The sequence below is a fragment of the Neorhizobium sp. BETTINA12A genome (assembly GCF_023006485.1).
In the GTDB taxonomy this organism is placed as follows: Bacteria; Pseudomonadota; Alphaproteobacteria; order Rhizobiales; family Rhizobiaceae; genus Neorhizobium.
Genome location: NZ_JALBGW010000138.1, coordinates 1 through 12,410, shown reverse-complemented (window position 1 = coordinate 12,410; position 12,410 = coordinate 1). Strand labels below are relative to the sequence as shown.

The window sequence follows — 12,410 nt, the reverse complement described above, 5'->3', positions numbered from 1 at the left end:
CACGATGGACGTCGTGCTCGGCTCCGGCTGGCCGGGCGTGATGCTGCACGAGGCGGTCGGCCACGGGCTGGAAGGCGATTTCAACCGCAAGAAGACCTCGGCCTTTGCCGGTCTTTTGGGGGAAATGGTCGCGGCGCCAGGCGTCACCGTCGTCGACGACGGCACGATCGACAACCGCCGCGGCTCGATCACCATAGACGACGAAGGCACGCCATCGGCCTACAACGTGCTGATCGAAAACGGCAAGCTGGTCGGTTACATGCAGGATCGCCAGAACGCCCGGCTGATGGGCGTCAGCCCGACCGGCAATGGCCGCCGGCAGGGTTATGCCTATACGCCGATGCCGCGGATGACCAATACCTACATGCTCGGCGGCGACAAATCGCCCGAAGAGATCATCGCCTCGGTGAAGAAGGGCATCTACGCCGTCTCCTTCGGCGGCGGCCAGGTGGACATCACCTCCGGCAAGTTCGTGTTCGGCTGCACCGAGGCCTACATGATCGAGGACGGTAAAATCGGCCCGGCCATCAAGGGAGCCATGCTGATCGGCAACGGCCCGGATGCGATGCGCCGCGTCTCGATGGTCGGCAACGACATGAAACTCGACACCGGCATCGGCAATTGCGGCAAGGGCGGCCAATGGGTCCCCGTCGGCGTCGGCCAGCCACATCTGCGGATGGACCAGGTAACGGTGGGTGGGACCAAGGCGTAAGGCGGAGCAATTTGCCTGGCGATAGAAACGCTGAGGTTTCTATCGCCAAATCCCAATGCCGGCGTATGAGCCTCAAACTCACCCCTCATCCGGCCTGAACAGCCATTTCCGCTCGATTGCCGATACAAGATCGATCCGGTTGTTGTGGGCAAACAGCAGGACGTGGCCGAGAAGATCGGCCGTCTCGTCGGCAAGGTCGCGGCTGAGATCCGCGTCGCTCCTGCCCTTTTTCCGTCCGCGGCCGGTGGCGCGATTCCAGGCCTGGGTCAGTTCGCCCATCTCCTCCTGCAGCTTCAGGAGAAACCAGTCGGGATCGCGGATCATTCCGTGGGTTTCGGCATAGGTTGTGGATGCCGCCTCGAATTGTTCGGTAAGTTTGCCCAGCATAATGTTCTCCTTTTGTATCCACAGGAGAATGCCGATTCCAGCGCCGTGTCCAGAGGGTTTGCTTGACACCCTCACCCAAACCCCGGCAGGTGCGGGCCATCCGATCTCATCCGCATCACGGCATTCCATGGACTCCGCCAATCCGATTTCTGCCTTGCTGGACGCATGGGTTCCGGGCCACGGGGCGGCGCAGCTCGTCTTTCTTTTCCTCTCGGCGCTGATCGCCGGACTGGCACGCGGGTTTTCCGGGTTCGGCGGAGCGCTGATCTTTGTTCCGCTTGCAGGTGCTGCCGTCGGCCCGAAGATCGCCCCGGCCCTGCTGCTCGTCATCGACGGGGTGACGACGCTCGGCATGCTGCCGGATGGGTGGAGGCGGGCGAACCGGCGGGAAGTGGGCACGATGCTGATCGGTACGCTGGTCGGCGTACCGGCGGGTACGACGCTGCTGGCCCTGATCGATCCAACGGCGTTGCGCTGGCTGATCTCGGTTGTGGTGCTCTGCCTGCTGATCTTCCTGATTTCCGGCTGGCGTTATCATGGCAAGCCGAAGACGCCGCTGACCATCGGCGTCGGAGCGCTGGCCGGCCTGTTCGGCGGTGCGGCGCAGCTTTCCGGCCCTCCGGTCGTCGCCTATTGGCTCGGCGGCGCCATTCCGCCGCTCACCGTGCGCGCCAATCTCATCCTTTATTTTGCGCTTTCGACGGTGATCTCGGCCACCGCCTATGTCATCGGGCACCTTTTGACGCTCGACGTCCTTGCCCTCGCACTGATCGCCGGCCCGGGTTACGGCCTCGGGGTGACCGCCGGTTCGAAACTGTTCGGATTTGCCTCCGAAGGCACCTTTCGGCGCATCTGCTTTCTGCTGATCGCCATGGCGGCGATCGTCAGCCTGCCGCTTTTCGATGCGCTGCGGCCCTGAGCAGGATTCAGCACGGATTATTCAGCAAGACTTAACCCGTCCAAGAGTAGGGTCGGCCTCACCGAAGTAACGTGGGCGTGATCGCGGTGGGGAACACGAAGGAGAGGTTTCAGGCGCTTTGGCGCCGGGATGTCAAACGCCGGCTTGTCGCCGGTGGCCTCGACATGGCCGCAGCGCTTGCACGTGCCGGAATGATGCCCAATGCCCGCGGCCACGGCGCCATCTTCACGCTCCATCACGTGCGGCCGAAACAGAGCCGTCCGCTGAAACCGAGCGGCCACCTCGAAGTGACGCCGGATTTCCTTGGCGAAGCGATCGAACGGCTTTCGGCGGAGGGTTACGAGTTCATCCCCTTGAGCGATGTGCCCACACGGCTTGCCGCGCCGACCAAGCAGCCGTTCGCCGCCTTCACGCTCGACGACGGTTATCGCAACAACGCCGAATACGCCCTGCCCGTTTTTGCCCGCTACGGCGTGCCGTTCACCATTTTCGTCACCCGCGGATTTGCCGAGCGGACCCATTCGCTCTGGTGGGAGACGGTTGCCGAACTGCTCGGACGCGAACGCGAGGTGACGTTCGACTTCGGCGGCGGGTCCGAGGTCCTCGACCTCACCTCCGAGGCCCGAAAATTCGATGCCTTCGACCGGTTCTCCAGCTATGTCCTCGAAGTCGAAGAATCGACCGCCGTCTCGCGGATCGATGCGCTGGCGAGAAAACACGGCGTCAACCCGCTGAAGATCACTGCCGATCTCACCATGAATGCCGAGGAACTGCGCTCGGTCGCCACCCATCCGCTGGCTTCGCTCGGTGCCCATACAACAAGCCACCGGGCCGTCGCCCGGCTTTCGGCGGAAGACGCCCGTGCGGAGATGAAGCAGTCAGCCGACTGGATCGAGGCTTTGACCGGCGAACGTCCGCAAACGATCGCCTATCCCTATGGCAGCCGCGCCGCGGTTTCCGAGCGCGACTATGCGATTGCCAAGGAACTCGGCTTTTCGGTCGCGGTCACGACCCAGCCGGGCACGCTCTGCGCCAAATATGTCAACAGGCTTACCGGCCTGCCGCGCATCTCGCTCAACGGTTATTACCAGCAGCCGCGCTACGTCTCGGCCCTCGCGTCAGGCATCCCGTTCGCGATCGGGCGGTGAGAGCATGGCGAAGTCCTTTGAATTCGTGAATTCTTCCGCGAAAAAAGGCCTTCCAGGAACTTCCAAAAGATATCCAGATCCAATTCGCCAACGACCTTCAGCGCGTCCAGGAAGGACTACAGCCTCTCTCGGACTTCAAGCACCTGAAGGGCATCGGTAACGGCATTATCGAGCTCATAGAGAACGGTAGCCCGGCCTATCGCACCGTCTATTGTGCCAAATACCTCGATACGGTTTTCATTCTCCATGCCTTCACCAAAACGACCAACGGCGTCGACCGCAAGGCAATGGAGACCGTCCAGGATCGTCACAAGACGATGCTTCAGATCGTCAAAAACCGCAAATAGATCAGGCCGCCGCGACCACTTCACAGATTACCTTATGCTCGGCGCTGAACGATGGCTTCAGGCGCACACCGAGCTTTGCGAGATAACCAATCAGCTTGTCCGCCGAGAAAAGCTGAATCTTGCCGCGCATCAATTCGCTGACGCGGGGTTGGGAAACATCGAGAGCCTCGGCGATATCCGCCTGCTTCCATTTCCTGTCTTCGAAGATGGCAACCAGGGTGGTGAGCAGATCCGAGCGAAACCGCAGATCGGCAGCCTCGATCGGATCCTCCGTGACGACGTCAAAGATATTCTCAAAGACCAGGCGTTCCATCTTCGTCCTCGATATACGGATTTCCGTATAATCTAGATATAAATACATGCCTGGTCAATGATAGCTCACGGATACATCCGCACCTTTTCCCACGGGCCGTCGGCGACGGGGCGGCGGAATTCGATGCGGTCGTGCAGCCGGAACTGGCGGTCGTGCCAGAACTCGATCGATACCGGCTTGATGCGGAAACCGGACCAGTAGGGCGGCCGCGGAATGTCGCCGATCGCGTATCTTGCGGTGTATTCGGCAACCGATTTCTCGAGCGCGAAACGGGTTTCGAGCGGGCGGGACTGTTTCGACGCCCAGGCGCCGATGCGGCTGCCGCGAGCGCGAGTGGCGTAATAGGCATCCGCCTCCGCATCGCTCACCACCTCCACCTCACCCCGCAGGCGAACCTGTCGGCGCAGCGATTTCCAGTGGAAACACATGGCCGCCTTCTTCTGGCCGAGAATCTCGCGGCCCTTCTGGCTTTCGAAATTGGTATAGAAGACGAAACCGTTCTCGTCATACCCCTTCAACAGGACCATACGAACGTTCGGCATGCCGTTTTCGTCGACGGTCGCAACCGCAACGGCATTCGGATCGTTGGGTTCGGAGGCCTCGGCATCCTTCAGCCAGGCACCGAAAAGCGCGAAAGGCTCGTTCTCGGCGGTGAAGTCACCAGTTGTTAACCCGCTCTCAGACATATTGACTAAAATACTCCCAATCTCATGAAAAATGCCCGAGTTTTTCAGTCGGACAGGACGCACGGTGGTAGTGATAGCAAAGTCGAAGAGCCGCACAAAGAGGTCGTTTCTCCTCGGCAGACGGGCAGCCGCCCTCTGCCTTGCCGGGTTTTCGCTTGCCGGTTGTACCAGCAGCCTCGATCTCTTCGGAAGTTCCCCGAAAGTCGACCGCTCGATCGCGACCGGCACCGTGCCGGGCACACAGCCGCACACCGGCGCTACGCTTTCCGACGAGGCGACGGTGCGCAATGCGGTCTCCTCGGCCGATCTTGCAAAGGTCGGCGCAGCCTCGGTTCCGTGGGCGAATACCGCCACCGGCAGCGCCGGCGTCGTCTCGCAGATCCGCGAGGCCCGCAACGGCGAGCAGATCTGCCGCGCCTTCACCACCACGCGGCATTCCTACGAGGGTATTGCGATGTTTTCCGGCCAGACCTGCCTCACCGGCAGCGGCGATTGGATGCTGACGGCCTTCGACCGCCAGTAGTCGCCGTCATCCCTGCCCCACACCCGATGCGGCTGCAAGGAAACGGTTTTCGGGCGTTTGCGTAATTCGTGCTGGAAACGATTCGTTTACCTTAACGAGTGCTGCCGGCGGCTGTGTAACCACTGATTCACAAGTCCTAACATAGGCTCTCCCGACGTAAGCAGTAATCTGTCCGGGACATGAGGAACCGGCGGACGGCTGTCGGAGTTGTGACGAATAATGGGGGGGTCCAAGGATCAAGCGGGGACCCGCCGTTTCAGGTAACCGGTGGTCCCACGATGCGTGATCCCTATTCTCTTCTCGGCGTGAAGCGCAATGCCGAGCCCGACGAAATCAAGGCAGCCTGGCGCGCCAAGGCCAAGACCGTTCATCCAGACCAGAACCAGGACGATCCGTCTGCGACGAGCCGTTTCGCAGAGATCGGCCAGGCCTACGAGGTCCTGAAGGATCCCGAGCGCCGCAAGCGATACGACAGGGCCGCCGAGATGCACCAAACCATCATGCAGCAGCGCAATGCCGCCCGCGAAGCCGCCGAACGCGCCAAGGTCGCAAAGGCCAACGCCGAAAAGGTCATGGAAGAGCTCGCCAAGACCAATGCGCAAAACGCCAAGTCCCAGGCGCAACCGCAAGCACAGGCTCGCGGCCAATCGCAAACCCAATCACATTCCCAATCTCAGGCCCAATCTCAGGCCCATCCCCAGAATCAGTCCGGCCCTGCAGGCGAAACGCCGGAGGACATGATCGAGCGTATCTTCGGCGCCGCGGCGGCCGAGCAGGCAAAAGCTCAGGCGGGCGGCACGGCGCAGGGGGGCGGCGATTCGGTCGAAACGGCCAAGGCAGATCCATCGGGGAGCGAGAGACCGCCGCTTCCAGCCCTTGCCATCGACCTGATCGCCTCCATCGTGCGCCGTTTCCGCGGCACGACGCCGGCTCCGGAAAAGGCACCGGATATCTCCGTCGAAGCCACGGTGACCGTCGAGGATCTCCTGAAGCTCAACACGATCACGCTGAAAATGGCCGACGACCGCGAAGTGCGCCTTGCCCTGGAAAGGGGCATGACCGAAGGCCATGTGGCGCGCCTCAAGGGCCAGGGCCTCAAGCTCACCGGCATGAAATCCGGCGACCTCCTCGCCTCGATCAAGATTGCCCGCGACAGCCGTTTCCGGGTCGAAGGTTTCGATCTTCACACGACATTGTCGATCTCGCTCGAAGACGCGGTGCTCGGCGGCGACGCATCGGTCGAGACGCCGGAAGGCAACCGCAGCATCAGCATTCCGGCCTGGTCCGGTTCCGACCAGACGATCCGGCTGGAGGGCCTCGGCCTCAATGACGATGCGGGCGGCCGCGGCGATCTCGTCGTCGAACTGCGCGTCGTCCTGTGGGAAAAGCCGAACGAAAAGGTCACCGACCTGATGCGGCACATGCGCCACGGACTGTATGTCTGACGGGCCTTGCCCAGTATGACAGTTTTGCGTCGGTATTCACCGCTGCGCACCCTTTGTTACGGCTACTAACACGAGATGATCCAACTCAGCTTGAACCCTTGAGCCGCCTATGTCATAGGCAGCGTTCATCTAAGGTATCAGGGGACTATGAATGGTTCAGGCTTCCGGCCTCATGGCAGGCAAACGCGGTCTCATCATGGGCGTTGCCAATAATCGTTCGATCGCGTGGGGCATTGCCAAGGCCATCCACAGCCAAGGCGGGGAAGTTGCATTCACCTACCAGGGCGACGCACTCAAGAAGCGCGTTGAGCCGCTGGCTGCTGAACTGGGCGCCTACATGGCCGGCCATTGCGACGTCGGCGACGAATCGACCATCGACGAGGTCTTCGCCAATCTCGAAAAGCACTGGGGCAAGATCGACTTCCTCGTGCATGCGATCGGCTTTTCCGACAAGGACGAGTTGACCGGCCGTTACGTCGACACCTCGGCTGACAATTTCGCCAAGACGATGCAGATCTCGGTCTATTCCTTTACGTCGGTCGCAAGGCGGGCGGAAAAGCTGATGACCGACGGCGGCTCGATGCTGACCCTCACCTATTACGGTGCCGAAAAGGTCATGCCGAACTACAACGTTATGGGCGTCGCCAAGGCCGCGCTCGAAGCCAGCGTCAAATATCTCGCCGTCGATCTCGGTCCGAAGAACATCCGCGTCAACGCGATCTCGGCCGGGCCGATCAAGACGCTTGCCGCTTCCGGCATCGGCGACTTCCGCTACATCCTCAAGTGGAACGAGTACAATGCGCCGCTGCGCCGTACCGTCACCATCGAGGAAGTGGGCGATGTCGGCCTCTACATGCTGTCCGACCTGTCGCGGTCCGTCACCGGCGAAACCCATCACGCAGACAGCGGCTACCATGTCGTCGGCATGAAGGCCGTCGATGCGCCGGACATTTCGGTCATCAAGGACTGATGCTCTTCCAGGGACGTCTGCCGTGCTCATCTACATGATCCGCCACGGGCAGACGGACTGGAATGCCGAAGGCCGGCTGCAGGGCCAGCAGGACATTCCTCTCAATGCGCTCGGCCGTTCTCAGGCAACGCGGAACGGCGAGCGGCTGCGCGAGATGATCGGCGCGGCCGAAGGTTTCTCCTTCGTTGCCAGCCCGCTGTCGCGGACCCGCGAAACAATGGAACGGCTGCGCACCGCCATGGGGCTGGATCCCCTCGCCTACCGGACCGACGAGCGGCTGATCGAAGTCTCCTTCGGCGACTGGGAAGGCCATACGCTCGATGAGATCAGCCGGATTTCTCCGGACCGGCTCGCCGCCCGGGCCGAGCAGAAGTGGAGCTTCATTCCGCCGGGCATCTCTGCCGAAAGCTATGAGATTCTCTGCTGGCGGATCGGCGCCTGGCTGCAGTCCGTCGACGGGCCGACCGTGTGCATCAGCCACGGCGGGGTGATCCGCTCGCTCTTCCGGCTGATCGGCAATCTCGACGAAGACGAGGCGGCCACCGTTCCGACCCCACAGGACCGCATCCTGATGATCGATACCGACCTCAGCCGGATGGCATGGCTCTGATCGGAATATCCGCAGCGCGGCGTATATTCTAAATTATACTTCGCTAATTCTGCGGTATTACTGAACGATCTGGAGATCGTCGACGACACGGTTGCCATCGACGACCGTGTAGAAGACCAGCACTTTCACGCCGGCCTTCAAGCCCTCGAAATTGAATTCCTCGGGCACTTTATAGGTCTTTCCGTCGTCGAGCGTTAAGTTGAGCGCCTTCGCATCTACGGCCTTGATCGTGGCTTCGACGTCGGCACTTTGAGCCCAGCTGTTGAGGGGCGAAAAGATGCTGGCAGTGGCAAGCAGAGCAGCAATCAGGATGCGCATGGTCGGAAGCCTTGATGAGGTCGATGATGTCTTGTTCCGACGCACAGATAGCCTCCCGATTGTGGCAAAAATCGCCCGTTACCGTGACATTTTGCGTATAAGTAATGACCTGATTGTTAACGCTTTTCAAGGGTGGGATACCGCCCTGCGGGGGGACCCGGCGGCATTTGCGAAACCAATCCCAAGTATTCCCTTACAATAAATCGGACCAAAGTTTGTAGGGTGCCGTGAAAGCGTAAATTAACCCCCGCCCCATAGGCTCGACCGTCTGCCACAGGGGTTAATGAGAAGGTTCGCGCACGTGAAATTCTGGCCGTCGTCCGGTTCCAAATCACTGCGCTTCGCACGCAGCACCAAGACCCCGACGACAATCGCGTTCGTTATCACCCTTGCTGTCATCTCGATCGGCGTCATCATCGACCAACGTTACACCGAAGGCTTTCGCAGCGACCTGCGGGCAACGACGGAAAAAGTCGGCGGCCTGTTGGCGCGGCGCCTCATCGTACGCGTAGAGACCGACATCGCCGCCACCGATCATCTGGTTCACGTGCTGAGGGACGATTTCAGCGGATCGGCAGATACATTCAAGCGCCATGTCGAAAAGCAACTTGGCGAAGTCACGCATTTTTCGGGCGTCGCGGTCGCACCCAATTTCGAGCTTGCCCAGGTCATCACGCGCGACGGCATTGTCGGCGGCGGGGCGGGCAAGATCGGCAAAATCGATCTGCTGCGCCTTGCAAACGACCTGAAATCCGTGAGCGGCCGCAACCGCGTATCTCTGCTGAGCGGCACCCAGGAAGGAGATCTGACGCTCGTCGTACCGGTATCGAAGGAAGAGGACGGTGGGGACCTTTGGGGCGCGATCGCCGTGCTGATCGACAAGCAGGGCCTGATGGAGGCATCCGGCGTCACCTTCTCCCCTGCCGCGGCAAGGAAACCGAACCTGATCAATCTCGACTGGCTGAACGTCGTTCTGCGGGACGACGACAGGCCGCAATATTTCGCCTTCTTCGGCAATGATTCCATCGAAAACCAATCTCCGATGAAATGGACGGTGCCCATCAACGGCGCCAACTGGACGCTGCTTGCCGCTCCCCGTTCCGGTTGGGACATCGTGCCGCCCAACCAGCTCGGGTTCCGCCTCGCCATCATGCTTGCCGCACTCGGGGTGATCGTGCCGATCTTCATCGCCACCTCGCTGATTTCCGAACGCAACCGCAATATCGAGGCACTGAAAGCCCGCGAGCTTAATCTCATCGAGCTGTCGCAGCGCTTCAACCTTGCCATGGAAGCCTCCAATATCGGCATCTGGGAGGTGACGGGCAACGGCAACAGTCTGTTCTGGGACAAGCGGGCCGCGGGGCTGCACGACAAGCCGGCAACCAGCGAGGGCAACCGTCTCTACGACTGGCTCGGATCGATCTATCCGCCGGACCGGACGGCAGCGGAGACACATTTCGCCGACTGCGCCTCCTGCAACACGCCCTGTAGCGAAACCTACCGGGTGCAGTTGCCGGACGGCACGCTGCGATACCTGAAATCGGCAGGTGCGAACTATCGCAATGCCGACGGCACCCTGCGCACCACCGGGATTGTCTGGGACGTCACCGGCGACGTGGTGATGACGCAGACGCTGCGCAACGCCAAGGAAAATACCGACATCAAGAATGCCGAACTGGAACTGGCGCTCGATGAACTGTCGAACCGCGAGCAGGACCTGGAAGAGCTGTCGAGCCGTCTCGATCTGGCGCTTGATTCCTACAATTGCGGCATATGGGAATCCAATCCGGTCACGCATATCGAAACCTGGGACGCCCGGATGTGCCAGCTGCACGGCATCCCCTTTACCGACGGCTTCGTCCGGGTCGACACGTGGATCGAGCTCATCCATCCCGACGACCGGGAGCACGCCAAGCGCAGCTCCTACAATTTCACCGAGAACTTCCTGGCGGGTCCGCTGGTCGTGCGCGTGCCCCAACCGGATGGTTCGATCCGCTATATCCGCTCCATCGGCAAGGTGCATACGATGCGCGACGGATCCCAGAAGGTGGTGGGCATTGCCTTCGACGTCACCCAGGATGCGATCCTGACCCGGGAACTGAAGGCCGCCAAGGACGAGGCCGATGCGAAGAACGCCGAACTCGAACTCGCCAAGAGCCGCATCGAGCACAATTCGCTGCATGACCCGCTGACCCTGCTCGCCAACCGCCGCAAGCTCGACATGGAGCTCGACCGGCTGTCGCGCACCAGCCACAACGAGCGCCAGAAATTCTCGATCCTGCATCTCGATCTCGACCGCTTCAAGCAGATCAACGACACGCTCGGCCATGCAGCGGGCGACGCAATGCTCGTGCACGCCTCACGCATCCTCTCGCGCAACGTCCGCAGCGGCGACATCGTCGCACGCATCGGCGGCGACGAATTCGTGATCCTCGCCACCGACAATTCGGGCGCCGAGGAGATAAGCCAGCTCGCCCAGCGCATTATCGCCGAATTCCACCAGCCGATCGACTTTGAAGGTTTCGCCTGCCGCTGCGGCGTATCCATCGGCATCGCCCAGGCAAGCGGCATGAATGTCGATGCACGCCGCACGCTCGTCAATGCCGATATCGCGCTCTACCGGGCGAAGGGCATGGGCCGCAACCGCTACGAATTCTTCACGCAGAACCTGCAGGCCGAGATCGTCAGCCACAAGCGCACCGCCGACGAGGTTCTGACCGGCATCGACAATGACGAATTCATCACCTTCTACCAGCCGCAGTTCGATGCCCGCACCAACCAGCTGACCGGCGTCGAGGCACTGATCCGCTGGAACCATCCGCACCACGGAATTCTTGCGCCCGACCGGTTCCTGAAGATTGCCGAGGATTTGAACGTCTCGGCAGCACTCGACCATATCGTGCTCCAGACGGTGCTGAAGGACAAGATGCGCTGGGCCGCACTCGGCGTCCGGGTGCCGAAGGTTTCCGTCAACGTCTCCTCAAAACGCCTCAATGACGAAGCGCTGATCGACACGCTGCAGACGCTGGCGATCGTGCCCGGCGAGATTTCCTTCGAACTGGTGGAATCGATCTTCCTCGACGAGAGCGAAGCGGCCGCGACCAGCAATCTCGAACGCATCAAGGAACTCGGCATCGACATCGAGATCGACGATTTCGGCACCGGCCATACCTCGATCGTCAGCCTTTTGAAGCTGAAGCCGAAGCGGCTGAAGATCGACCGCCAGCTCGTCATGCCGATCCTGATTTCGCCGCAGGAACGCGCTCTGGTGCGCTCCATCATCGATATTGCCCGTTCGCTCGGCGTCGAGACGGTGGCGGAAGGCGTCGAGACCATGCAGCATGCGAGCCTTCTGCGCGAACTCGGCTGCGACCTGCTGCAGGGTTATGCTTTCGCCCGGCCGCTTTCGTTCGACGATTTCACCGCAGCCGCGCACGCGGGCTGGCGCAGGGCCGCCGCCTAGAGCCGCGATTGTTCAGCTTGGCGGGTGTGACCGTTCTGGCAAGAAAGACTTGTCGCCCGCCAACCTTTTCCATATGACAACCGCGTCAGAAGTTGGCGAAAGGCCAGCTCCGCCACAGCTGGTCCTGTAACGCCATGTCGCACAACACTTTCGGTCACCTTTTCCGTGTCACCACCTGGGGCGAAAGCCATGGCCCGGCGCTCGGCTGCGTGGTCGACGGCTGCCCGCCCGGCATCCGCTTCACGCTGGCGGAAATCCAGGCATGGATGGACAAGCGAAAGCCCGGACAGTCGCGCTTCGTGACGCAGCGCCGCGAGGACGACATCGTCAAGGTGCTCTCCGGCGTGATGCTGGACGCCGACGGCGAAACGATGATTTCAACCGGCACGCCGATCTCGATGCTGATCGAGAATACCGACCAGCGCTCCAAGGATTATGGCGAGATCGCCCGCCGCTACCGCCCCGGCCATGCGGACTATACCTACGATGTCAAATACGGCATCCGCGACTATCGCGGCGGTGGCCGCTCTTCGGCCCGCGAGACGGCAGCCCGCGTTGCCGCCGGGGCG

At 61.3% G+C, this 12,410-nt stretch carries 14 protein-coding genes; 10 read left to right on the top strand and 4 right to left on the bottom strand.

What is annotated here, in order from left to right:
• A partial coding sequence (locus tag MOV61_RS23405) for a metallopeptidase TldD-related protein (protein WP_247138293.1) occupies positions 1 to 712 on the top strand: 712 nt, incomplete at its 5' end.
• A gap of 78 nt (positions 713 to 790) precedes the next feature.
• On the opposite strand, the gene MOV61_RS23400 is transcribed toward MOV61_RS23405, so the two are convergent.
• Positions 791 to 1,099 (bottom strand): pyrophosphatase, encoded by a 309-nt coding sequence (locus tag MOV61_RS23400; protein WP_247138292.1) that lies wholly within the window; start codon positions 1,097 to 1,099, stop codon positions 791 to 793.
• A 127-nt stretch (positions 1,100 to 1,226) separates the two neighbouring features.
• Between MOV61_RS23400 and MOV61_RS23395 the strand changes: the two genes are divergently transcribed.
• From MOV61_RS23395 to MOV61_RS23385, 3 genes are all read left to right on the top strand, one after another.
• Positions 1,227 to 2,018 (top strand): sulfite exporter TauE/SafE family protein, encoded by a 792-nt coding sequence (locus MOV61_RS23395; protein ID WP_247138291.1) that lies wholly within the window; start codon positions 1,227 to 1,229, stop codon positions 2,016 to 2,018.
• A gap of 164 nt (positions 2,019 to 2,182) precedes the next feature.
• Positions 2,183 to 3,166, top strand: a complete 984-nt coding sequence (locus MOV61_RS23390) for a polysaccharide deacetylase family protein (RefSeq protein ID WP_247138295.1) — start codon at positions 2,183 to 2,185, stop codon at positions 3,164 to 3,166.
• Positions 3,167 to 3,195: 29 nt separating this feature from the next.
• Positions 3,196 to 3,513: a type II toxin-antitoxin system RelE/ParE family toxin gene (locus MOV61_RS23385; protein WP_309493843.1), complete on the top strand. Its 318-nt coding sequence runs from the start codon at positions 3,196 to 3,198 to the stop codon at positions 3,511 to 3,513.
• Between the two features lies 1 nt (position 3,514).
• Here MOV61_RS23385 and MOV61_RS23380 read toward each other — a convergent pair whose 3' ends face one another.
• Both MOV61_RS23380 and pdxH read right to left on the bottom strand, forming a co-directional pair.
• Positions 3,515 to 3,826, bottom strand: coding sequence for a helix-turn-helix domain-containing protein (locus tag MOV61_RS23380; RefSeq protein WP_038540611.1), 312 nt, complete (start codon positions 3,824 to 3,826; stop codon positions 3,515 to 3,517).
• Positions 3,827 to 3,891: 65 nt separating this feature from the next.
• On the bottom strand, positions 3,892 to 4,512 hold the full coding sequence (gene pdxH, locus MOV61_RS23375) for a pyridoxamine 5'-phosphate oxidase (RefSeq protein ID WP_247138290.1): 621 nt from the start codon (positions 4,510 to 4,512) through the stop codon (positions 3,892 to 3,894).
• 64 nt (positions 4,513 to 4,576) lie between these two features.
• Between pdxH and MOV61_RS23370 the strand changes: the two genes are divergently transcribed.
• From MOV61_RS23370 to MOV61_RS23355, 4 genes are all read left to right on the top strand, one after another.
• Positions 4,577 to 5,035: an RT0821/Lpp0805 family surface protein gene (locus MOV61_RS23370; RefSeq protein ID WP_247036849.1), complete on the top strand. Its 459-nt coding sequence runs from the start codon at positions 4,577 to 4,579 to the stop codon at positions 5,033 to 5,035.
• A 278-nt stretch (positions 5,036 to 5,313) separates the two neighbouring features.
• On the top strand, positions 5,314 to 6,480 hold the full coding sequence (locus MOV61_RS23365; protein ID WP_247138289.1) for a DnaJ C-terminal domain-containing protein: 1,167 nt from the start codon (positions 5,314 to 5,316) through the stop codon (positions 6,478 to 6,480).
• A gap of 151 nt (positions 6,481 to 6,631) precedes the next feature.
• Complete coding sequence (fabI, locus tag MOV61_RS23360) at positions 6,632 to 7,450, top strand: enoyl-ACP reductase FabI (protein WP_038540600.1); 819 nt, start codon at positions 6,632 to 6,634, stop codon at positions 7,448 to 7,450.
• 22 nt (positions 7,451 to 7,472) lie between these two features.
• Positions 7,473 to 8,060 (top strand): histidine phosphatase family protein, encoded by a 588-nt coding sequence (locus tag MOV61_RS23355; RefSeq protein WP_247138288.1) that lies wholly within the window; start codon positions 7,473 to 7,475, stop codon positions 8,058 to 8,060.
• A gap of 57 nt (positions 8,061 to 8,117) precedes the next feature.
• On the opposite strand, the gene MOV61_RS23350 is transcribed toward MOV61_RS23355, so the two are convergent.
• Complete coding sequence (locus MOV61_RS23350) at positions 8,118 to 8,378, bottom strand: DUF1344 domain-containing protein (protein WP_038540593.1); 261 nt, start codon at positions 8,376 to 8,378, stop codon at positions 8,118 to 8,120.
• Positions 8,379 to 8,679: 301 nt separating this feature from the next.
• On the opposite strand from MOV61_RS23350, the gene MOV61_RS23345 reads away from it, so the two are divergent.
• Positions 8,680 to 11,841, top strand: coding sequence for an EAL domain-containing protein (locus tag MOV61_RS23345; protein WP_247138287.1), 3,162 nt, complete (start codon positions 8,680 to 8,682; stop codon positions 11,839 to 11,841).
• 134 nt (positions 11,842 to 11,975) lie between these two features.
• Positions 11,976 to 12,410, top strand: a 435-nt coding sequence (locus MOV61_RS23340; protein WP_247138286.1) for a chorismate synthase, incomplete at its 3' end; no start/stop codon positions are given.

What these genes read in the sequence shown, in the direction of transcription:
- MOV61_RS23400 (WP_247138292.1), bottom strand. Translation starts at nt 1,099, where the DNA reads ATGCTGGGCAAACTTACCGAACAATTCGAGGCGGCATCCACAACCTAT.
- MOV61_RS23395 (WP_247138291.1), top strand. Translation starts at nt 1,227, where the DNA reads ATGGACTCCGCCAATCCGATTTCTGCCTTGCTGGACGCATGGGTTCCG.
- MOV61_RS23390 (WP_247138295.1), top strand. Translation starts at nt 2,183, where the DNA reads ATGGCCGCAGCGCTTGCACGTGCCGGAATGATGCCCAATGCCCGCGGC.
- MOV61_RS23380 (WP_038540611.1), bottom strand. Translation starts at nt 3,826, where the DNA reads ATGGAACGCCTGGTCTTTGAGAATATCTTTGACGTCGTCACGGAGGAT.
- pdxH (WP_247138290.1), bottom strand. Translation starts at nt 4,512, where the DNA reads ATGTCTGAGAGCGGGTTAACAACTGGTGACTTCACCGCCGAGAACGAG.
- MOV61_RS23365 (WP_247138289.1), top strand. Translation starts at nt 5,314, where the DNA reads ATGCGTGATCCCTATTCTCTTCTCGGCGTGAAGCGCAATGCCGAGCCC.
- fabI (WP_038540600.1), top strand. Translation starts at nt 6,632, where the DNA reads ATGGTTCAGGCTTCCGGCCTCATGGCAGGCAAACGCGGTCTCATCATG.
- MOV61_RS23350 (WP_038540593.1), bottom strand. Translation starts at nt 8,378, where the DNA reads ATGCGCATCCTGATTGCTGCTCTGCTTGCCACTGCCAGCATCTTTTCG.